Source organism: Qipengyuania algicola (assembly GCF_042492175.1).
Taxonomy (GTDB): Bacteria; Pseudomonadota; Alphaproteobacteria; order Sphingomonadales; family Sphingomonadaceae; genus CAJXSN01.
The window spans coordinates 778,384-800,707 of sequence record NZ_CP170453.1 but is presented as its reverse complement, the minus strand read 5'-3'; the positions used below and the strand labels follow the sequence as shown (position 1 = coordinate 800,707).

The window sequence follows — 22,324 nt, the reverse complement described above, 5'->3', positions numbered from 1 at the left end:
ACAGGCGGTTCGCAAAAAATCACAGAAATGGCAGTGGCGCTGCTCAAGCCTTACGCTGGCAATGCGCGCACGCATTCCAAGAAGCAGGTCAAGCAGATCGCTGCGTCGATCGAGCGGTTCGGGTTTACCAATCCTGTGCTGGTGTCGGACAAAGGCGAGATCATCGCCGGGCATGGGCGGGTCGAGGCAGCAAAGCTGCTGGGACGCCGGACGGTCCCCGCGCTCGCTCTATCCCACCTCTCGGAAGCCGAGCGCCGCGCCTATGTTCTAGCCGACAACAAGCTGGCACAGAATGCTGGCTGGGACCGGGACATCCTCGCGATCGAGCTGCAAGCTCTGATCGATGTGGATTTCGACATTGAGCTGACCGGGTTCAGCTTGGCCGAGGTAGACTTCACGCTTGCTGAGGCCGCAGAAGCGGATCCTGATGGTCCGGCCACTGCCGAGGATGCTGTTCCAGAGCCTGCCGGGGAACCAGTCACGAGAGCGGGTGATTTGTGGCAGCTTGGTCGCCACCGCCTTCTGTGCGGCGATACGCGTGACACGGCAGCAATGGATCGTTTGATGTGCGGCGAGACAGCCGATCTCGTGTTCACTGATCCGCCGTATAATGTGGCGATCGACGGAAACGTCTGCGGGCTTGGCTCGGTCAAGCACCGCGAGTTCGCCTTTGCTTCGGGTGAGATGAGCGAAAGCCAGTTCGAGCAGTTCCTGACCCAGACCCTCAGCAACACCTCGCGGGTCATGCGCGATGGAGCCATCGCGTATGTTTGCATGGACTGGCGCCATATGGGAGAAATGCTCGCCGCAGGCTCTGCCAGCTTCACCGAGCTCAAGAATTTGGTCGTCTGGAACAAGACCAATGGCGGCATGGGCGCCTTCTACCGCTCGAAGCATGAGCTTGTGTTCGTATTCAAGCAGGGCACCGCGCCGCATACCAACACCTTCGGACTTGGCGACACAGGTCGGTACCGGACAAACGTATGGGATTACGCCGGCATCAGTTCGATCGGCACCAATCGTTCTGAAGAACTGGCGATGCATCCCACGGTCAAACCTGTGGCGCTGATCGCCGATGCCATAATGGACTGTTCGCGCCGCGGCGAGATCGTACTCGACGGGTTCGGTAGCTCGGGCAGCACGCTCATCGCAGCGGAGAAGACCGGTCGCTCCTCGCGTCTTATCGAGTACGATCCGATCTACTGCGACACGATTATCCGACGCTGGGAGGCTTACACCGGTAAGAAAGCCAGTCTCGGCGGCACCGGAGCCCTGTTCGAGGACGTCGCTGATGAGCGCCTCGGGTTGGAAATGGAGGCTGCGGAGTGAGCGCTGCAGACAAGCCTGTGAAAGACGCCCTGCCTGCAACCTACGAGGTCGGCTATAAACGCCCTCCTGCTCAGCATCGGTTCCAGAAAGGCCGGTCAGGCAATCCGTCAGGCCGCCCTAAGGGAGCAACCAACAAGCCTAAGATCGAGACTGGATACGGGCTGAAAGCAGCCGAACAGTTTCTTCGGGAAGAAGCGTATAGGCCGGTCACCGTCCGAGAGGGTGAACGCACTATCGAGCTTCCTGCCATACAGGCAGTGTTCCGTTCGATGGGTGTGTCGGCCATGAAGGGGAACCGCTTTGCGCAGAAGACAATGGCGGAGCTTGTCACACGCATTGAAGGCGACGATCACCAAGCTCGCATGGAGCTGTTTGGCTCTGCCATCGAGTACAAGCACGAATGGTCGCAAGAAATCATGCAATGTGAGAAGGCCGGCAAGGAGCCACCGCAGCCGATCCCGCACCCCGATGACATCATCCTTGATCCATCCAATGGCGGCGTCCGGTTCGAAGGCCCGCAAACAAAGGAACAGCGCGACCGCCTCGATGAGGTTCTCCAGCGCCGAGATGAGGCGCAAGACGAGGTCACGTACTTCGCGCAAAAATACAAACGGTCTCGCAGTGAAAAGCTCAGGGCATTTTACTTGGACGAATGGCATTGGGAGCAACGCATGTTTGATATTATCAACGACATCATGCCTTCGCGATACAAAGCGAAGCTCGAGAACCGGTCTTACCGTGAGGGAGCCTCACGATCAGGCAAGGCGCTCGATGAACTTCGGGCTGATCGAGAACTCCGGGATCAGTATGTTGGTGAGTAAAGGGCAGCTTTGCGCCCCAATGTCGGACATCAGGGCATTGTCGCCGCGTCCCCGGAGGCGGACATCATCTAGTGATCTGGATCGGCGTATAGTGCCTTCGCTCTCTCATAGCTGTCGACAAAGCCTTCCCTCCGATCGACGAACTTTATCGAACCATTTGTATGACGATCGGTCCAATAATGCCCATCAACCTGTTCAACAGGTGTGCCAATGAGCTTGTACTTGAAGCTTCCATAGTGGATCTCGCTGACCTTTCCGTCTTGGGCAGCTTGTCCACGTCTATGGATCTTCGGGTCACTCTGATAGACACCATAAATGTAGAAGGTCCCGTCCTCCTTTTTTTCAACGCGACTGGCTACGAGAAACGACTCTGATTCCTCGGACATGATCCGTATCGAGAGCATTGAATACGTTTGCCGGATCACGGCAAACGCTTCCACGGTCTTGGATTGCTCTCCAGTCTTTGGGTCACGATAAGTAGAGTTCAACTCTACTCGCCATGTTCCCAACAGGGATGGTTTTGTGTCTAGAAATGAGAAAATGGAAAATTGCCACAGATACCTATCAAAAAGCCATGTAAGCGCAGTAAGAACGCCCAGTGTAAATGTGTATGGTTTCGCGTAATCCCAGCTTAGCCCAATGCCTAGAAACCACAGAAAAAGTCCCCAGACTGCGACCGCGATGATAAGCAGTGTTGATATGGAAACCCGTGTAAGCAATTTGCCCCCCGATCCAGCTAAGCATCTCGAGGAAACGCTTAGGAAGCTTCGGCTTCGAGAATTGCCGTATTATCCATTAATTCTTGTGTTTGCTACAGGCTCAATCACGGACCGGCATTGTGTAGCAATGAAGCGAGAACCAATGCCGCCCACAGGTGCTCCGTTCTCCAAGGACTTTAGCCGCGTTTTGCACTCAGCCTACGACATAAATCCAAGTATTCACGATGGTGCGGTTCTATTCTCACGTAGCCATGAGCGGGATGAATACAGTTTGGAAGCGTGGTCGATGAGAATCGTCAGCACCGCTGCTCCCGTCGCCGCAGAATCAAATCACGGTTCCGCATTCAACAGTGCCCACTCTTTGTCTGCGGTACACAACGTTGATTTATGTTCTATCCTGTCGAAAGAGAGCGCATCGTTTTTCCGCAATGGCGTAGCGATCGAGGAGTGAGCCGAGGGCTGGGTCGGAGAGATGGATAAGGATGTGATGGCCCAAACCGAGGATGGTTCTAAGGCCTGCAGAATCTTGGCCTTAGACGGCGGCGGTGCAAAAGGTTTCTACACGCTTGGTGTACTCAAGGAGTTAGAAGCAGCATTAGGCGCTCCGCTCTACGAGGAGTTCGATCTCATATTCGGGACTAGTACTGGTTCCATAATCGCCACGATGCTCGCAATCGGCAAGAGTGTAGATGAGATACATGAGCTCTATCGACTGCATGTCCCGACGATAATGCGAGAAAAGAAACCTACCGCTCGAACTCGCGAACTACGAAAGGTCGGAGATCTAGTATTCGGCCAGCTGGGCTTTGATGCCACCCGCACCGGTCTGGGTATAGTCTGTACAAAGTGGCAGTTCGAAACCCCAATGATCTTCAAGAGCCTTGAAACTCAAGCCCATGGCCGTACGAGCACGTTCGTCCCAGGGTTCGGTTGTAAGCTGTCTGACGCAGTTGAAGCCTCGTGTTCCGCGTACCCGTTCTTCGAGAGGAAGGTCGTGACCACGAGCGATGGCGACAAAGTGGAGCTCTTTGACGGAGGATATGTAGCAAACAACCCCTCATTGTATGCGCTCGCCGACGCCACTGGCCCCCTCGGTTTCGAGCCTATGAATTGTCGCGTCTTGAGTATTGGTTGCGGCCAGTTCCCGGAGCCAAAATATTCACTCATCGACCGAATGAAGCGACGGTTTTGGCTAGTTCAGCTTCTTCAAAAGACTCTTGAAGTGAACACTGGCTCCATGGATCAACTGCGACGTTTGCTATTTCACAATGTACCGACTGTGCGGGTAAGCGATACTTTTGATAAGCCTGAAATGGCCACAGATATGTTCGAACACAACATTGATAAGCTGAACTTGCTACGTCAGCAGGGACGCAACTCGTTCGCTACTCAAGAAAAAGAGATCGAGAGTCTTTTCGCGGCATAGGAAGCAACATGGCAGTATCTGAGCAGCAACTCGAAACTTGGTCGCACCAAGGCGCGACAGCCCAATCAGCCAGCACCTATCAATCAATCAGGAACGTGCTCAATCATCCAGATTCTCCCTATCACAAGTGGAGCTACGAAATCTTCCTCCAGGGGTCATATGGAAATGATACGAATATCTATGCGGATAGCGATGTAGACATCGCGATCTGCCTGACTTCAGTTTACTATTCCGATCTCCATCATTTGAATGATGATGAGAAGGCACGATATGAAGCCAATCGACTGGTGGGGAAGATAAACTTCAATGAATTTAGAGATTTAGTTCTACAGTGGCTTAGAGCCAATTTCGGCCAAGGAGTAGAGGCCGGGAAGAAAGCAATTTTTGTACCGGGCCATGGTAACCGTAGAGACGCCGATGTACTGGTGTGCGTAGAAAACAAAGAATATTTCAGCTACCCCGCTAATGTGTCTCCGAGCTTCGTAACAGGCATTTGCTTTTGGACCAGCAGCAAGGAGAAAGTTGTAAACTACCCTAAGCAGCATCTTCAGAATTGCAGTGAAAAACATGCCGCTACCTCCCAACGGCTCAAGCCCTCGATCCGAACATTGAAAAACATGCGAAATGCCATGATTGACGCTGGGAAGCTCGAAGATGGCCTTGCACCATCCTACTTCTTGGAGGGTTTACTGTCGAACATACCCAATCAGAACTTTGTATCGAGCCGCCAACAGACTTTTGAGAATTACATGAGTTGGCTCCAATCATGTAATTCCGACGAATTGACCTGTGCAAATGGAATTCACTACCTACTCCGCAATGGTCATTCAGTATGCTGGAACAAGGCAGACTACGACAAGTTCAGGGCCGCTGCCTATGGATTTTATGTCTCCAATTGAATGCTCCGAATTTACCGTACGTTGAGTAGAGATATTCGCCGCTGAATTCACCAATACATCGCCACAACCTCCACATCGAGGAAGCGGTCATTCTGCGGGACGCTTTCAATGTCTTCTGGTGGCACCAGCGGGTTAGACCTAGGCGGCTCAAAGTACTCTTGCCCAGTCGCTTTCCGGGCATATTCGCGGAGCTTGAGCGCGGTCTGCGCATCAATCATATGGTCGGTAAGCTCATTAAGGAACTCGCCCATTTCCTTCAGAGCGGCGGTTTGCTCAGATACTGATTGACCTGTCGCAGAGAGCTCGATGACCTTTAGTTCGACAGAAGTCTGCTGATTTTCCTCCAAGCTCTCGCCAACCTCCGCAAAATGCGCGCGCGAATACACCTCCAGTAGCGCTGCGAAGGTAGATTTCTGCTCATTTTGAGGCATGCCCCGCCTTGTTACGTCGAACATAATGGCCGCTGCATCGTCGATTTGCTGCGCCAAATCTGGCGCGAGCTGACCGAGCAGGTCCGCAAGCTTGACGGGGGTCCACTTCCGTTTCAGCCCGTTCTGCGCGACGCGGCAGAGCATCGTGAATTCGGCGTCGGAGAAAAGAACCCTGCGGATATCTTTCCAGTAGGCATCGAGTTCCGTAACACACCCAATCTCAAGAGGTTTGTGCTCGACTTCTAAATTCTTGAGCGCGTCAACGTGTACGATATACTCATGGTCTTCGATGTCTACCACTACGTAGTCGATCACTTGCGCCCGAACAGGGATCAAACCTGCCAGAAGCCGCTGAAGCACCCGACTAATCCCATCAAGCTCACCAAACTGCTCCAATCCGCCATTACTGTCCATCATGGTCGGATAGTCCTCTGCCATAGCTTTCATCTCGGAAACGATTGTCACCAGATGAAAAATCGGATCGGCCGCAAGCCGAACGCGAAACTCAACGATATCCCCGCGCAAGAAATGATCGTCACGCATACATACCGAACGATTCTCGCAAGAGATCAATTCTCCAGTGCTCGCGAATGGTTGGACCAGTTGCACCGTTTCCATTTTTCTCAGGTTTGGAACCTCGTCGAGCTCTCGAAACCACGACTGAACCGTTGCTTTCTTAGCAGTTTGAAGCGTGCTGCTATTCTGAGTTTGAAAGCGTGAGCGTGCTTCCGCTCTGCCGATGCCAGTGGCTGACATGCTCGCAGAAGATTGAACCTCTTCCTCAACCCGTTGTGAGACTTCCGTTGAGGTTGAGGATGTCATCTCACCGTTCTTGGAAGAAAGCAGACTCTGTAGACTCACCTCATCAAGGTAGATGAACTCTCTCAGAGGATTCTTCGATATTTGGCGGTGAGAGATGGCTATTGGCCTCTCTCTCAAAATCCAACGTCTAAACCACTCTGGCAGCTTCATGCTTCTTCTCTTTTTTAGCTTTGTTCAGGAGCCTCGCTGTCACTCGTTCAAATCCTTGCGCAAAATCCTCCGCCGCAATCTCACGACGCTGATCGCTCGCGGCGATCTGGCCTGCTTCGGCAATAATGAGGACGAGTTCTGCCGCTGACCAACCATCAGTTTTTGCAGCAACCCCGGAGATCGGTAAGTCGTTCGCCGTTTGATGCCGGGCTACCGATTTGACCAGAATTTCAAAACGGTCACGCAAGTTGGGCAAGCCAAATTCTATCTCCCAATCAAACCGACCAGGCCTCGTGATCGCTGGATCAAGCGTGTCCGCACGGTTTGTGGCAGCTATCACGATTACGTGACCAGCGCTCTCATCGAAGCCATCCATTAACGTCAGAAGTTGTGCGACCAGTTTCTTGGATGCCTCATGCGTATCGCCGCTTCGATCGGCTGCGATACTATCAATCTCGTCGAAAAATATGATTGCACCATCTTCGCTTTTGAGCGCTGCGTCGAAGATTTGCCTAAGCGTACTCTCGCTTTGACCGAGCCACTTGCTCACTACAGTTGGGCCATTCACCAGAAAGAACTTGGCCCCCGTGTGCTTCGCGATGATCCTGGCAAGAAAGGTTTTTCCGGTTCCCGGGGGTCCTGTCATTAGCACGCCTCGAATGGGTCGTACTTTCATAGCGTCCAAATATTCTCTGTTCTCGATCTGATTCCTAATCAGCTCACGAATGCGGGATACCGCGTCAGCATATCCGCCAAAGTCGTCAAAACTGTAGTCTGCTTTTGAATCGTCAATGAGATAATCTTCAGACGTATCCTCCGCTTCGAGATAAGGGTTATCACGTTGGATTGGTTTGGCGCTAATCACACCGACAATCCCGTCGGTGTCGTTGTGCTCCACCGTGTTCCCTCGTTCTAGCTTCAGACCTTTCGGGTTCTTAAGGAAGCTGACGATGTAATTCGCCTCGACAACCACTCTACCATCGTCGAGGAGCTGTTTGACCACCGCAATCTGGTTCTGGTTCGGCCATGCTGTACTCCCGATGGCCTCCCAGCTTGTTTCGGTAACAAATATGATGTCGCCTTTTGCGGGGAGAGCATTTTCTCGGTCGGTTATCATGAGGGTCTTATCGTTGGCCGACCGTACGATAATCTTGCAACGATCGTCGTCTACAGAAATTACTTTGCATATGACGCCGGTTAGCAAATCGGTCTCGTAGAATTCACCCATGCTTGGCGTTTAACATACTTTCTTACTTAGGCGACCGACGACTTTAAGTGATTTTGAGGCCTAACGCTTCGCACTCCGTACCGTCACTAACCACTTTGTTATGAGTATCCAGCTACACCGCTCAAAGCATGCGTTCTTGCGCGAACCCCGGCGATGCGACGACAGCGATGATAGCTTTTCCGCGGCCATATCGGCCGAAGGAGAAAGAAGATGGGTTACTCACGTTTTGATCCTGCAGGAATGGGGCGAACACCATGGAACGCCGGGCGCATCGTTGGAGCAAAAAAGCCGCTCAAACCGAAACAGGTCTGGAAGATACGCTTCTGGCTCGAGCGCGAAGGTCGAGTTCGAGATCGCGCCCTCTTTGACTTGGCAATCGATAGCAAGTTGAGGGGCTGCGACTTGGTCTCGATCAAGACAGGCGATTTGACGAATGGACCGGAAATAAAGCACCGCGCCATGGTTGTCCAGCGAAAGACCAAGAAGCCCGTCCAATTCGAGCTAATGAGCACGGCGCGGCAAAGTCTGCTCGATCGGCTCGAAGAGCGCGGGGCAGTGTCGATGAGTACGCCTTTCCGAGCAGGATCGACCATTCGGGCCACCCAAGCACGCGCCAATACGCCCGCCTCGTTGATGAGTGGGTGAGCGCAATAGGATTGCGACCGCGAAACTACGGCACACATTCGCTTAGACGGACTAAGGCCGCACTCATCTACAAGCGAACGGGAAACTTGCGAGCAGTGCAGATCCTGCTCGGTCACACGAAGATTGAGACAACTGTACGATACCTCGGCGTAGACATTGAGGACGCGCTTGAACTTGCGGAAGCCACCGAGGTCTGAATTGTGCCTGCGCCGCGTCCGCTTTCGCGGCGCGCCCGCCCAAGCCCAGACGGTCGGTAATCGGCGCATAAAGGGCCGTTAGCCGCCCTTAGGTTGCCCGATCGCATTGGCAGAACATGCCAATCTGGAATGCGCCCCAGCTACGGTCGTCTGAAATGCTATTCTTCGGTCCCAGAACTTAATGTGGGTCGCACCTTGGGAAACGGATGCCACATGCGGCCCGCCGCATATTAGGTAAGCCTATTTCAGGACCTTGCCGAGCGCGTCTGTATTGATCTCGATTTTGCGTCCGACGCGCCTGAACTCGACCACATCGATCTGCAGCGCTGCAAGCGTGGCGGGAAGAAGCCTTCCCATACCTTTCGGCACGACCAATACCTGCCGGTAGCCTGAACCTAATAACTGGTCGTAAATGTTAAGTTGGCCGACGCCTTCTAAGATATCACGGGCGCCGCAATTTGACTTTATTTCAAACAAGACCTTCGGTCCGCTTCCAAAGGTGAAAAGGTCAGGTCCGTATTGCGCTACCCGGTCATTGGAGTGCGGAACGTTTCGCCGTTCGAGCTGCGCGACCAAAGCCTTCCAAATGTCGCCATGACCACGGCGGCCCTTTCCGCCAGCGCGCGGCGCGATGTCGAACTCGCCGCTGGTCTCCGGGCTGAGGCCACGCTCCCATTCTTGCGCCTTGGTGAGATTGGGAAGCGGGGCGCCTTTGGCGAGCTTGGTGACGCGAGCTTGGGCGCATTTTGCCATGAACGCCGCAATGCTATTCTGAACAACCGAGGCGGGGGCGGCGAGGTTAGCTACTGGGTGATAGGCTCGGCTCGAGCCGTCGCTGAAAGCGACAGCGCTCGGTTTAAGGCCGGTTGCAGTGATGAAGTCGGTTTCGGTGACCCGGCTGCCCGAAATGCTCATCCGCCCCTGGTGAAGGAGCCAGAGGTGGCCCTTCTCGTCATGGGCGAAAACTGCCTGAAGATTATGATCGATCCCTTGAGGCGGCTGGTTGATCTCGACGATCATGTTGCTGCGGAAATTGTGCGGCTGCTGGCCGAATGCGTTCCAGTCGCGCTCTATCCCGCCTTTGCCGGTGGTTTTGCCGAACAATCCCCAGATTTCCAGCCGTTCATGCCAGATCACATCCCTGCCGCTCATCGTGCCGATAACTTCAGCACCCTCACGAAAGGCTCGCCGCCACGCTTTTGCCGCGGTGCTGATATCCGCTCTCTTCTCCAGCGCTTTCACCCTTACCTCTCCTCAACTGAAATTTGGCAAGCGCCGAACGACGCGAGCTGCAGGCCGAATTGCGCCAATTTACGACCTGTCGTTGGCTTACGCCACTCTTGAGACCAGCGTCCGTTTCCGACCCTCGACCAAAAGCTGCTATTCTGCGGCCGGCCCAGAGATCTCCCTTCGGCAACGCGCCGGTCGACGATCCTGCGCAAACATTATTTCACCATGAACGGATGTGCCTAAGCCTGCCGATCGAACTTAGAAAACTGCTGATCGACGATTTCGTCGAGCAATTGCGGTTCCGAGCAAAAATCAAAAAGGTGACGTCGGCTGTAGTGGGTGGCGATGCTCGCGACGGCTCGCTCGCGACTGACGGTCTCCCAGTTCCAATGGCGGAACTTACCGGGTCCATCGAGTACGCGTTCGGCGTGCTCCGCGATCTCCGCGCGCGTCGGTCGGGCTAAACGGCAGAGGTCGGTCGCCACGTACTTGATCATCCGCGTGAACAGAAGGAAATCGTCGAAGGATAAGCTGTCGAACGGATTGGGCGCGGAGAGTCGGAGGTCAGCGTCAATGATAGGCCTCCATGCCTCGGCCCGGCTGAACGCCGCGTCGAGCGTGCCCTGTTTCACCTTGTGCGTGAAGGCGTTGCGAACAGTGCGATAGTACTCAAGCACCTCGTAGCGTTCCTGCCAAATCCGTCGGGTGTTGCGGGTGGCACCGCCCGGCAACACATCGAGCGCCCAGTCCAGTGCTGCCTCCTTGTCCCTGCGGTCACGCGAATTGCGGCTGCAAGTCTCGTCGACTTCATCCACCAGTTCTTTGAGAAAGCCTTCCAGCTGCTGATATGCGCCGACGATGTAGAGGATTGCAGCCCGCGTCGGCAGGTTCGCTGCGTCGAGCTCGTCAACGACGATATTCTGCGCCTTCGCCCGGGCCCGAAGGTAACCACGCGGGTCTCCTGACGCATTGGCAAGGTCAACGAAGTCACGACGTGCCACTTCAATGACCTCCGCCATGCCGTCGCCGTGCCCAAGCCTCTGGAGCAAGTCCTTGTAGGCATCGAAGCGCCATTCGAGGCGCTTCCCCTTCTTCGGGAGGGAGGGGAGTCGGTCGCTGTGTTTCAGCCGCCCGCGGAGCTGCTCGAGTTCACGTTCTTCATCTGTCTGTACCGTGCTCAATAGCGGCCCCTTGACTGGTCGCCCGCGCGGATTGCCAACTGCTCGCCAAATACCGGCGGCATCGCAGGATTTTCTATCTTACTCATTCACCCTTTTTGACCGACTCATAAGCGACGCGCTAGCCCTATGAAGGTCAGTTCATCACCCCCAGTCTGTCAAAAGAGGAATGTCGGCAATCGGCCCAAACCGGCTGATCCCAAGTCCGCTCAAAGCCTCGGATCGACCGGCTCGCTCTCCATAGCCAACACGCCAAAGGCGCATTGGTGGACATGGCTGAACGGCGCGTTTTCCACAAAGCGATGGAGGCCCTCCATACCTAGCGCGAACTCACGCAGAGCCATCCGGCGTTTCTGACCAAGTCCGCGACGTTTCAGCCGCTTGAGGTTCTCTGGCATGTCGTAGTCAGGACCATAGATGATCCGCAGATACTCTTTGCCCCGGACCTTGATCGCTGGCTGCACTAGACCTCGTTTGCCCCGGACTGAGAACTGCAACGGTTTGACGACCATCCCTTCTCCGCCTTTGGCAGTGATCTCTTCCCACCAGCAGATCGCCTTCTCAACCTGAGCTTCATCGCCCAGGTCGATGACATGAAAAGGCGTCGCGGTGATCAGGCTTGGGTCCGCCTCAGCAAGGCGATGAGCATGGCGCATATGCCAGACGTGGTCTTTGTCTGAGTGCACCTCATTGCCAGATGCGAGTAAGTGGAACGGAGCGATTTCGATGTCATCGAAGCTGTCCGTTTCACCGACATAATGGTTGTAGGCCGTGCGATAGGCATGCGCATTGGCTTGCCGGGTCACGGATTGATTCAGCAAGTCGTCAACTGGCAGGCCCCGTGCTTTGGCGGCCTCGAATAGCTGCACTGTTTCGCCAAGGCCCGCGACAGACGCAGCCCCGACGGGCGCGTATTGTTGGCTGATGAGGCCGCTCGCTTTCAGGTTCCACGGCATGATCTCCGCGTCCCAAAGCGCCCAGTCCGCATCGAGTTCATCCCACATCCCGCACGCCTGCATGGCCGCATGCATGCGTTCCACTAAAGTGCTCTCGTGCTGCGCATTGGGAAAGAAACGCCGCCCAGTCCGACTGACAACAATGCCAGTCGAACCGTCGGTCACGTCAAAGCGTTTTGCCGCCGCCTCTGCATCACGAGCGAGCGTCACGAGTGCACGCGAACCCATATGCTTCTTCTCGACTACAACGGTCTCGACTCCCTGGCCTTTGAAGTAGGCAAAGGCTTCTTCGGGCCGCTCAAGCCAGCCGTCTTTCTCACTGGTCTCTGGCGGCGACATGGTTGGAGGCAAATGAACGAGCCAACGCGGATCAGCCGCGAAACGGCTCATCACTTCCAACGCCGCAGCGCTTTCGTCTTCTCGCACCATTACGATGCCCATGTCGCGGGTCTCAATCGCCTGCTTGCCCAGAACATGCGAGATGTTGAGCTTGCCAGCATCCTGATCGTTGCCAACGACCCCGGCGTCCAGCGGTTTGACCGGCTCGTAATAGGTCTTCTGAGCCGGAACTTCGACAAGCTCCATCTCCGGGTATTGTAGCGCCGTCAGCTTGCTGCCGAAGACGCAGCCGGTGTCAATGCAGATCGTGCCATTCGTCCAATGCGCTTCAGGGACAGGCGTGTGGCCGTAGACGACCTTGGCCTTGCCCGAATATTCAGCGGCCCAGTTGTGCCGGACAGGCAGGCCGAACTCATCGATCTCTCCCGTCGTTTCACCATACATGCAGAAGCTGCGGATCGCGCCCGAAGCACGGCCCTGCATTTCTTCCTTCAGACCAGCGTGAGCGACAACGAGGTTGCCGCTATCGAGAACGTAGTGGCTGATCAGGCCATCGAGCCATTCACGCATACTTTGTTTGAATTCATCGCTTTCGGATTCAAGCTGATCGGCCGTTTCGGCAAGGCCATGGGTGAGCTTGACCCTACGCCCATCGAGGAAGCGCTTAAGCTTGTCATCGTGGTTGCCGACAACTGCCAAGGCGTTGCCGCTATCGACCATATGCTTGGCGATCCGCAGCACGTCGGGCGAGCGGGGGCCACGATCCACCAGGTCGCCCACGAATACAGCCTTGCGTCCCGCAGGTGCTTGCACCTCGGGTTCGCCGTCTTTCCATGAAATTGAGTAGCCCAGCTTTACCAGCAAGGTCTCAAGCTCGTCAGCGCAGCCGTGGACATCACCAATGATGTCGAACGGGCCGACCTCCTCGCGCCTGTCATTCCAGAGCTTGGCACGCGAGATCTTTACGGCATCAATTTCTTCGACCGAGCTCAAGACATGCGTTGCGCGGATACCCTCGCGCTTCATGTTCCGGAACGAGCGCTTCAGATCGATCATCTGCCGCTTAACGGGACCCGGACCGAACTGTCGATCTGGCCGTTCCTTGTTGCGCTCAATCGCGAGGTTTTCCGGAAGCTTGAATACAATTCCAACCGGAAGGGCGTGCCACTTTCGCGCAAGCGCCACCATTGATTTTCGCGCAGCCGGCTGGACGTTGGTTGCATCGACCACCGTTAGCTTGCGGTTCTTAAGCCGCTTTTCGATGATGGCCTTGACGATGTCGAAGGCGTCACCTGTCACGGATTGATCGGTCTCATCATCGCCCACCCAGCCGCGCGCCTTGTCCGATGACACGACTTCGGTGGGCAAGAAGTGCTTTGCCGCAAAGGTCGACTTGCCCGTGCCTGACGCACCGATCAGCAAGACCAGCGCGAACTCGGGAATGGAAATCTCTTTGGTCTCAGTCATGGTTCGTATCTTTGATAAATTCTCTGAAGAGCCGATCCGCTTCCGGGCGCAAATCAACCCTGCTCTTCTCAATTTCTGATGCAGCGTTCCGGGCGTGCTCGAATTCGGACTGCACGAGCGCGTCGATCAGTGGTTCTCGTGCGCCTGTGCCTAGCTCTTTTGCTTTGCTCTTGGCCTCGAGAATGCTGGCAAGCCGCTGCGTTGTGTGCTCATCCAGATCACAGCCATCCAGCAGCGCCTGAAAGTTCATTGGCGGAATGACCTCCGGGTGCGTCCGGGTCCAGCGGATCGCCATCGCAGGCCTCACGACATAGAGATACTTCTTCAGGCTGATCTCATCCCGTCCATCGATGTAGGTGTTCCACTGCCGCTCACCCAAGCGGCGATAGTGGGTGAGGCAAGCCAGCCCATGCGCAACCTGATGGCTGAAGTGGATGAGCTTCTCACACACCTCGTCATGCCAGATGTATCTGACAGGACTGGAAAGCCATTCTAGCAGGACAGGGTTTGGCTTGAGCAAAAGCCCGAGCGCCTTGCGGACATCCCAGCCGTTGACGTCCCAATCGCCTTCAATTGGTCGTTCAATGACGTCCCGCCCAGGGTGAATGGACAGATACCAGTCAACCGGGCGTGCATAGACAAAGCGAACATCATAATCGCTGTCCGGGGAGGGAAAGCCCCAAGCCCTGCTTCCGCTTTCGATCGCAAACAGGATGCGCACGCCTTCTGTCTGCTCAACTTCGCTAAGCTGAGACATGATTTGGGAGCGAACTCCCGGTGAGATCGAAGACTTAAACTCCATCATTTCGAGCCTCCATCACTTCGACGGAAGACAGCCATCTGGGTCGGCGCGCCGTGATCTTCGTGGACTTCGCCGATAGTCGTGAAGGACACGTCATAGCCAAACTTCTCGGCTTGAGCCTTCGACCAATCCTCAAACTCTGAGCGTGTCCATTCAAACCGATGGTCAGGGTGACGCAGTGCACCCGGTTCCATGCCCTCGAAGAGCACGTTGTATTCGCTGTTGGGTGTGCTCATCAGCACGGTGCTAGGCTTTGCATGGCCAAACAGTGCATCGGCAAAGGCGGGAAGCCTTTCGGCGTCCATATGCTCAATCACCTCGACAACGGTCGCTGCATCGAAGCCCTTAAGCCGGTCGTCTCGGTAGACGAGCGATCCTTGCGCAAGCTCGATCCGCTCGCGCTGATGGTCGCCCATCCGCTCCAGTTTCAGCTTCTCCGCTGCAATGGCGAGGACTTGCGGTGCGACTTCCACGCCGAGAATCTTTCGGAACTGAGGCTTCTGGACCAGCCGCTTGAGCAGCTTGCCCTCCCCGCAGCCAAGATCGAGCACAGACGAAGCGCCAGACCGCTCGAGTTCGGCCATTACCGAAAGCATACGCTGTTCGTTCAGCCGAATGGGCTTCTCAATGACTTCCTCAGCATGGTCCTTCTTGGCCATCGCTTCGGCAGATTCCGGCTCGACACTCTCATCCAGCCGCCTGAGAGCGGCGCGAGATAGAGAGCGAAAGCGCAGATAGCGCTTTGCGATAAGATCTTTGTGCGGATGGCCTTCGAGCCAACCTTCGCCCTTACGAAGCAGTTTCTCGACCTCATCATCGCCCATGTAATAGTGCTTGTTGGCATCAAGGACGGGAATGAGGACGTAAAGGTGGCTGAGCAGATCGGCGATTTTGTGCGCGCCACTGATCGTGAGCTTCACATAGGGGCTAGTGCCCCACTCAGGATGCTGAGGATCAAGCTCAAATGGCTCGACTTCAACGGAATAACCCAGTGGCTCGAATAACTGTTCGACAATTTGCCTGTCGCCGCGCACTGGCAATGGTGCGATGGTCGCGGTGAGCGGGATGGCGGTCTCAGCCAGTTCCTGCCGATGCTTCGATCTACCGCTAAGCGCTGTGCCAAATGCTCTAGAAAGCGCGACAGACAGCAAAGAGGACGCGGCATATGGCCGGTCGTTCACATACTGATCTTCAGCACCGCTGTGCCGTCCCTTGCCGCGGACTAGCTGAACCGGATCAATGTCGAGTGAGAGGGCTGCCATGCACGCATCCTCGCTCGCTTCGGGAAAGAACACGGTTCCTTTCCCGAAGGACAGATCAACCTCGTGCAAGTTGTCTGGGTTCTTCATCAGCAAGAAGCCCAGATCAGATGCTGGTTTGTGCATCGTTGAAATCGTCAGCAGCATGTCACCAAAAACCCAATAAAAAACCCTTCCGGATTGTCGTATCCGAAAGGGCGAAAATCACTCATCAATTCCAAGAAAAGATCAGACTTCGCCCACCACTCCCAAACTATTGAGACGGGGCAATTGCGCGCACAGCGACTCTCGCGAAAACATCGCGATGACAAAGCTTGTCAGGCTTTGGGGCAGTCTCGAAGTCATCGCGACCTGTTTGCCGAGCATCCATGGAAAGTCAACCGCTTGCCAACTCTCCGCTCATTTGAACTGTCTTTCATAGAAAACTGAAAGTCTGCTTTTCTGCGGCTCCAAAACAAAACCAGACAGTCCGAAATCGGCCCATTTCCCAAACCCGGAAATGACTTCCTGTGCCGGCGTGAGGCCGGCGATCGATATCTTGTTAGTAACCGGTATTGGTCTGAGATATTATAGTTATCGACATGAGACTAGTGAAATATGACATGAGCCACTTTCCGTTCCGATATTTTCTGTTACTCTTTCATCGAATCGTCGGGGGAAGCGAATTGAACAGGGTGCGGACTGCAGGGTTTTTGGCGGTTACTGCGGCTGGTGTATTGGCTGCAGGGCCTCTTCTCTCTCAAACTGAGGTCACGTACTACTATTATGATGAGCTGGGCCGCTTGGTGCAGGCTCAGGAATACGAGGCGACGGCTCCCAAGGATCTCGACCGGTATTGCTACGACGATGCCGGCAACAGGACGCAGCATTATTCCGATATTGCGGGCAGCGCGCCGCAATGCCCTGAGCCAACCACCGAGGGTAGCGTTGAGCCTATGGCCGAAGACCCGCAGCCTGCGTCTGCGCCGCCGCCCAATAACGCCCCCAATCCATCGCCCGACTATGTCAGCGGCATGTGCGCGACGACCAGCACGATCGACATGTTGGTAAACGATGTCGATGTCGATGGCGATCCGCTGCAGCTTGTATCTCTGACGCCAGATGGCACCGGGCCAGCAACGGCAAACTCCGGCACGGATGGCCTCGCTGCGATCAATTTCGGTGCATCGGACGGTTTGTCTGCATTTATCTATATCGTCGCTGACGATCGCGGCGGGGAGGCAACTGGCCGGCTGACGGTGGAGACAAGCGGATGTTGAACACGGCAAGAAGTCGCGATGGTCGGTTCGGCATTTGCGCGGGCGCGTTTTTCGGTGCGGCAGCGATGGTATTCGTGGGCGTTGTTTCCTCGCCATTTGCGCTGCAGGCACAGGGGACTTCTCCCAATGCCAATAGCAATCCATCTGCCGCCATCTGCATGAGCCGCGCGGTTCCAGAAGAGTTGGAAGGCATTGCGAGCGAAGTTCCGGTCGTGGTGCCGGCCCGCGATGTCGGCGGGATGGTTGCCAAGGGGTTCAGGGTATCCGGATGCAAAAAATTCTTCGCTTCTACGGAGGCTCAAATCGCATGGCGCGACGAGGTCTGCGCGATTGCCGCGCTGAATTACACCGGCCAGGCCGAGAGCTTCGAGCGCCGTGTTGGCGAGCGGCCATCGGTTCTGTGCGGACTGGCGCAAGTTGCGTTGGGGCCACGTTCGCGGGGGAGCAACTAGGATGGCGGCGAAAGGGGACGGGGGAGTGGTCGCGAGAAGCTGTCATCGGCTTGAAGTGGTCAGGGTTGCGGCTCTTGCTGTGCTGCTGGCTTTGGCTTCGCTGATCGCGGTGCCAGCAGCTTTTGCGCAAGGGCTCGATCCGCTCACGGTCGAGAAAGATCCGAACGGGGTGGATGTCCTCTCGGGCCAGACGACCCAGCGGCTTCCGTCCATCTCCATACCCGCAGCACCCAGCCTTACCTTTACTAGGCTGTCCGACTGGAATTTGATTTTGCAAGCCGATGTAGAATCGATCGGCGGCAATGGTGGAAACGTTAGCAACAATTACAGCGCGAACGCATTCGGGGCCGAATCTGAGAGGCTAGAGTGTAACGGGGACCTTTGTGAGGACAAGAAAGGGCGCGGTTCCACAATCATAGGCAACCCTCTTGGCGGGGTGATGGTCTTGTACCAGGCAGGGTCAGGCCACAGCATTACATATGATTTGAAGGATGGTGATCTGAACGCGCCGTCGAATGGCGAAACTGCCATGTATCGCCCAAGCGAAATCAAAATGGCGGATGGCGAGCTGCTGACCCTAGCTTGGGATGAAGCCATGAATGGCAGCTGGAAGGTTCATCGCCTGAGCACAGTCACGAGTTCGATAGGCTATCGGCTCGAACTCTCATACGTTCATGCTAACAATAATGGATCAAATTTTGTTCCGTGGGGCACCCTTAAGAGTGCCCAGATCGTCAGCGTCTCTGCACCTTCAGTACCACTTGCTCGCCTAGATTACACCTACACTGCTGGCTATGGTCAAATGACAGCAACTGATCTGGCTGGTCGGGAATTCGTGTGCTCGGCGTGTACTCAGACGCTTGGGAATGCAACGAGCGTCGCCGCAACCGTTCAGCGATTGCCTGAGTACAATCCTGATCCAGCGAGTGATTTGCCGCCTGCTAATTTTATCGCGGAGGCGGAGACCACCAATCATGGTGTGGAGACGCATCCATTTTTCACGACTTTGGTGACGACCGATGGCGTGGATTATACCTACAAATACGACCAGATTGCGAATACCGGGGGTTCGGAACGCTGGATTGCGGAGGTCGAGGTAACCGGCCCCAACAGTTTCAAGCGCACGACCGAGATTACCAATACCTACAGTCAGCAAGACGGGCACGCTGCACGCATCGACGTGGTTCGCGACTCCTTCAACCGCCCGACCACCTACACGTATGATGCGACCGGGCCAGGAATCAGCGAATTTACACGCGTCGAGAGCATAACCTATCCCGAAGGTAACTCGGTCCATGCGGACTATGATGAGCGTGGCAGAGTCACGGAAATCAGAACGAAGGCGAAGCCGGGCTCAGGTTTGGCGGATATCGTCGAAACGGCTCTTTATGTTGATACGGCTTGCCCTCTGGCGGGCTGTTTCAAGCCGGCGTCAACGGTCGATGCCAGGGGCAACACAACGTCGTATCTCTGGCGGCCTCATGGTGGTCTTGAACGAATGATGGAGCCTGAACATGCTTCAGGTAAGCATCGCGGGACTTACAAGACTTGGGAAGAGACGGCTGGTATTCCGGCAAGGGTTCTTACCGAACAGGTCTGTGAAATCGGCCCCGCTTGGCAAAACCTCAATTGCGGAACGCTCGCCTCGTTCCTCAAGACCTACACCTATTGGAACACCACGTCATTGCCGCTGACCGAGACGGTATCGGCGGGCGATGGCTCCGACCCGCTGACGACGACGTACGAATACGACAGCGCAGGCCGGCTTCTCAAACAGGACGGTCCTTTGGCGGGTGATGATGACGCGATGTTCTACCGCTATGACATTCTGGGTCGCCAAACGTGGGAGATCGGCCCGAAGGGCGAGAACGGCAAGCGTCCGGTCAAGGTCACCACCTATCGCGACATGGATGATCAGGTCGAGCGGGTCGACACCGGCCATGTCACGCTGCCGACCGACACAACCTACACCGGGCACGCCTACACCACGACGCAGTACAATTGGCGGCGCCTTCCGATCCGCACGGTCCAGCGCGGAATCGATCCGGCCACTAGCGCGGTCGCAATCTACGGCGTCACGAATATGAACTACGACCAGCGCAACCGCACCAAATGCACGGCGGTGCGCATGTACACAGCTCATTTCAATACCAACTACCCCAATGCTTGCGCCCCGACCCTGAGTGGCGCGGCCTCGGCGGTGACTGATCGCATTACGCGCACGTATCACGACCGTGAAAGCCGGGTGACCAAGATCGACAAGGCCTATGGCACGCCTCTCGAGCAGACATATGCCTCTTACACCTATAGCCACAATGGCCAGCAACTAAGCATGACGGACGCGCGCGGTTACCGAGCGGAGATGGAGTATGACGGGTTCGACCGGCAGACGAAGTGGATATTCCCCGATCCCGATGCGACCGGTGTGGTCAACACTGCAGACTTCGAAGAGTATGCCTACGACCCCAACGGCAACCGTACATCGCTGAGGAAGCGCGATGGCTCGGTCATCACCTACACCTATGACCAGCTCAATCGTGTGGCGGTGAAGACCATCCCCAATCGCATCGGTCTTCACAGTGTCTTCGTGCGAGATGTCTACTACCGATATGACCTGCGCGATCTTCAGACGGGAGCTTGGTTCGATGCCTTCGGCGGACCCGAAGGCACGGTCACCAACTTCGATACCCATGGCCGGCCGACCTGGACGCTCGACACGATGGGTGGGCGCGCGGAGTACACCTACAGCAGCTACGATGCAGCCGGCAATCGTGTTAGTCTCACCAATGACGGGGCGGTCCTCGACTACTGTTATACCAGCGGCGGGCAGTTCGACCGGATGGGCCTTGCAGGCACTTGCGGCGCGACACCTACGAATGAGCTTGTCGACTTTACTTACAACGATCGAGGTCAGCTGACCGGCGCGGCCAGAGCCTCTGCTGCGCTCGATCAGTCATTCGCCTACGATCCCGTGGGCCGCCTTCGGGTCAACGCATGGGGTGCCTCCGGCCAGACCAATGCAGTCAACTGGACGCTGTCGCGCAATCCCGCTTCCCAGATCAATGTGCAGGCGCTCACCAATCAGGCCTACTCGTGGGATGCGCGTTATCAGGGCTCGGCGACGACAAGCTACAATACGAACGGTCTCAACCAGTACACCGATATCAATGGCACCGGCCATTGCTACGATGCCAATGGCAATCTGACATTCGATGGCACCACCGCCTATCTCTACGATATAGAGAACCGGCTGGTTACTGTGCGAGAGGGTGCAGGGTGCACGGGCGGCACGGCAAGTTATTCAGGAACCACAAGGGCAAACCTGTATTACGACCCTCTTGGGCGCCTGTACGAGGTTCGCGGCTTTGTGAACGGGACGGTCAATAGCCGGACCAAATTCCTTTACGACGGCGATGCATTGATTGCGGAATATAACGGTGGCAACAATCTGCTGCGCCGCCATCTGCACGGACCCATTGCCGGGGCCGACGATCCGCTGGTGACGTTCGAAGGTACCAGCGCATCGCTCGCCAATGCGACTTTCCTCTATGCGGATACGCGTGGTTCGATTGCCTATCGCTCCGACGACACGGGCACCACCACCGCGATCAACACCTATGATCCCTATGGCGTCCCCGGCACGACGAACGCAGGCCGGTTCCAATACACCGGGCAGGCGTGGCTCGAAGAGGTCGGGCTCTACCACTACAAGGCGCGGTTCTACTCGCCGATCCTTGGGCGGTTTCTGCAGGTCGATCCCATCGGGTATGAGGATCAGGTGAACCTCTATGCCTATGTCGGGAATGATCCAATTAATGCGGTAGATCCTACGGGTAAAGCCGGATTGATTGGGGCTGGAATTGGAGGACTTGTTGGAGGAGTTATAGGAGGTGCAGTCGAAGCTGGTCGCCAATACACTGACGGCCAAGATTTGGATTGGAGTTCCATAGGAGCGTCGGCGGCTGGAGGCGCGGTCGAGGGGGCAATTGTCGGCGCCACTGGAGGGGCCGCCGCAGGTGTCGTCACAGCTGGAGCGATCGGTGGTGCGGCTGGAAGTGCAACGACTGATGCCCTAAAAGGAGATGCAATTTCCATGGAAAAAGCGGTAGTTTCAGCCGCGGCAGGAGCTCTCGGAGCTAGCGCCGGTGACAAAATTATGGCGATCGCCAGCCCAGTGCGGGACTTTTCGATGAAAAGTGGTAAAGCCGTTGCTGGCACTGGCACACCAATAGCGACGGCAGCAGCACCTGGTGAGTCGATGAAAAGAGCGCTGCATTCCGCAGGGGGTGCCGCATTTGGCTCGTCCGTCGGTGCAGCAACTGTAGGAGCGACGGGCACCTCCACCAGCGTCCAGCCTACTATAACGGTTGTTGGCAAGAGAAGAAACTGGCTCCAAAGAGCCATAAGTGATATTGGTGATGCTTTAGGGCTTTAAGTGCAAAATCTTCTAATCATTATTCTGAGCCTGTCTAAGCTTTTCGCGACGTCTCTTATTTTGTGGGGGCCTTATGCAATATTGAGTGATTACGGAATTATCGAATGGATATTGCTTTCCTTTATATCAGCATCAGTAGTGTTCGCTGTCGTGAAAGTGGGTAGTATCATGATTGACTGGTTTAATTAGGATACGGGTAGTTCCGGGAACAGCATACGTAATTGACGCTGCGGCAAACATTGCCTCGCCAGACTCTTTTGCTCGCCTGTCCCGTATCGTT

General features: G+C 55.7%; 16 protein-coding genes and 1 pseudogene. 9 read left to right on the top strand and 8 right to left on the bottom strand.

Annotated elements, in window-relative coordinates:
* The first annotated feature begins 27 nt into the window (after window positions 1-27).
* Together ACFCW2_RS03810 and ACFCW2_RS03805 are read left to right on the top strand one after the other, a co-directional pair.
* On the top strand, window positions 28-1,329 hold the full coding sequence (locus tag ACFCW2_RS03810; protein ID WP_379548300.1) for a site-specific DNA-methyltransferase: 1,302 nt from the start codon (window positions 28-30) through the stop codon (window positions 1,327-1,329).
* Window positions 1,326-2,150, top strand: a complete 825-nt coding sequence (locus ACFCW2_RS03805; RefSeq protein ID WP_379548298.1) for a DUF5681 domain-containing protein — start codon at window positions 1,326-1,328, stop codon at window positions 2,148-2,150. Before ACFCW2_RS03810 ends, ACFCW2_RS03805 begins: the two co-directional genes overlap by 4 nt.
* 68 nt (window positions 2,151-2,218) lie before the next feature.
* Here the strand turns inward: ACFCW2_RS03805 and ACFCW2_RS13745 are convergent, their stop codons facing one another.
* A complete protein-coding gene (locus tag ACFCW2_RS13745) occupies window positions 2,219-2,638 on the bottom strand; it encodes a hypothetical protein (RefSeq protein ID WP_425589489.1) in 420 nt (139 codons plus the stop codon).
* A 211-nt stretch (window positions 2,639-2,849) separates the two neighbouring features.
* Between ACFCW2_RS13745 and ACFCW2_RS03795 the strand changes: the two genes are divergently transcribed.
* The 3 genes from ACFCW2_RS03795 to ACFCW2_RS03785 are packed head-to-tail and all read left to right on the top strand — an operon-like array spanning window position 2,850 to window position 5,194.
* Window positions 2,850-3,320 carry a hypothetical protein gene (locus ACFCW2_RS03795; RefSeq protein ID WP_379548995.1) on the top strand — a complete coding sequence of 157 codons (471 nt, stop codon included), beginning with the start codon at window positions 2,850-2,852 and terminating at the stop codon, window positions 3,318-3,320.
* Between the two features lie 21 nt (window positions 3,321-3,341).
* Complete coding sequence (locus tag ACFCW2_RS03790; protein ID WP_379548295.1) at window positions 3,342-4,295, top strand: patatin-like phospholipase family protein; 954 nt, start codon at window positions 3,342-3,344, stop codon at window positions 4,293-4,295.
* Between the two features lie 8 nt (window positions 4,296-4,303).
* Window positions 4,304-5,194: a nucleotidyltransferase domain-containing protein gene (locus ACFCW2_RS03785; protein ID WP_379548294.1), complete on the top strand. Its 891-nt coding sequence runs from the start codon at window positions 4,304-4,306 to the stop codon at window positions 5,192-5,194.
* 47 nt (window positions 5,195-5,241) lie between these two features.
* On the opposite strand, the gene ACFCW2_RS03780 is transcribed toward ACFCW2_RS03785, so the two are convergent.
* The gene (locus tag ACFCW2_RS03780; protein ID WP_379548292.1) at window positions 5,242-6,597 is read right to left on the bottom strand and encodes a DUF6414 family protein; all 1,356 of its coding nucleotides are present in this window, start codon (window positions 6,595-6,597) and stop codon (window positions 5,242-5,244) included.
* On the bottom strand, window positions 6,575-7,825 hold the full coding sequence (locus ACFCW2_RS03775; RefSeq protein ID WP_379548291.1) for an ATP-binding protein: 1,251 nt from the start codon (window positions 7,823-7,825) through the stop codon (window positions 6,575-6,577). Before ACFCW2_RS03775 ends, ACFCW2_RS03780 begins: the two co-directional genes overlap by 23 nt.
* A gap of 210 nt (window positions 7,826-8,035) precedes the next feature.
* Between ACFCW2_RS03775 and ACFCW2_RS03770 the strand changes: the two are divergent.
* Window positions 8,036-8,667: pseudogene (locus ACFCW2_RS03770) on the top strand (tyrosine-type recombinase/integrase).
* Between the two features lie 240 nt (window positions 8,668-8,907).
* On the opposite strand, the gene ACFCW2_RS03765 reads toward ACFCW2_RS03770, so the two are convergent.
* The 5 genes from ACFCW2_RS03765 to ACFCW2_RS03745 form a co-directional block, all read right to left on the bottom strand.
* Window positions 8,908-9,909: a hypothetical protein gene (locus ACFCW2_RS03765; RefSeq protein ID WP_379548290.1), complete on the bottom strand. Its 1,002-nt coding sequence runs from the start codon at window positions 9,907-9,909 to the stop codon at window positions 8,908-8,910.
* 227 nt (window positions 9,910-10,136) lie between these two features.
* Window positions 10,137-11,078 (bottom strand): hypothetical protein, encoded by a 942-nt coding sequence (locus ACFCW2_RS03760; protein ID WP_379548288.1) that lies wholly within the window; start codon window positions 11,076-11,078, stop codon window positions 10,137-10,139.
* A gap of 206 nt (window positions 11,079-11,284) precedes the next feature.
* Entirely contained in the window at window positions 11,285-13,837 is a 2,553-nt protein-coding gene (locus tag ACFCW2_RS03755; protein ID WP_379548287.1) for a polynucleotide kinase-phosphatase, read from the bottom strand.
* Window positions 13,830-14,642: a nucleotidyltransferase domain-containing protein gene (locus tag ACFCW2_RS03750; RefSeq protein ID WP_379548286.1), complete on the bottom strand. Its 813-nt coding sequence runs from the start codon at window positions 14,640-14,642 to the stop codon at window positions 13,830-13,832. The genes ACFCW2_RS03755 and ACFCW2_RS03750 overlap by 8 nt, the downstream gene beginning before the upstream one ends.
* On the bottom strand, window positions 14,639-16,045 hold the full coding sequence (locus ACFCW2_RS03745) for a 3' terminal RNA ribose 2'-O-methyltransferase Hen1 (protein ID WP_379548285.1): 1,407 nt from the start codon (window positions 16,043-16,045) through the stop codon (window positions 14,639-14,641). The genes ACFCW2_RS03750 and ACFCW2_RS03745 overlap by 4 nt, the downstream gene beginning before the upstream one ends.
* A gap of 638 nt (window positions 16,046-16,683) precedes the next feature.
* Here ACFCW2_RS03745 and ACFCW2_RS03740 point away from each other — a divergent pair.
* From ACFCW2_RS03740 to ACFCW2_RS03730, 3 genes are all read left to right on the top strand, one after another.
* Window positions 16,684-17,157: an Ig-like domain-containing protein gene (locus ACFCW2_RS03740; RefSeq protein WP_379548916.1), complete on the top strand. Its 474-nt coding sequence runs from the start codon at window positions 16,684-16,686 to the stop codon at window positions 17,155-17,157.
* Window positions 17,151-17,609 (top strand): hypothetical protein, encoded by a 459-nt coding sequence (locus ACFCW2_RS03735; RefSeq protein WP_379548284.1) that lies wholly within the window; start codon window positions 17,151-17,153, stop codon window positions 17,607-17,609. Before ACFCW2_RS03740 ends, ACFCW2_RS03735 begins: the two co-directional genes overlap by 7 nt.
* Window positions 17,610-17,688: 79 nt before the next feature.
* Complete coding sequence (locus ACFCW2_RS03730; RefSeq protein ID WP_379548283.1) at window positions 17,689-22,044, top strand: RHS repeat-associated core domain-containing protein; 4,356 nt, start codon at window positions 17,689-17,691, stop codon at window positions 22,042-22,044.
* Window positions 22,045-22,324 lie beyond the last annotated feature (280 nt).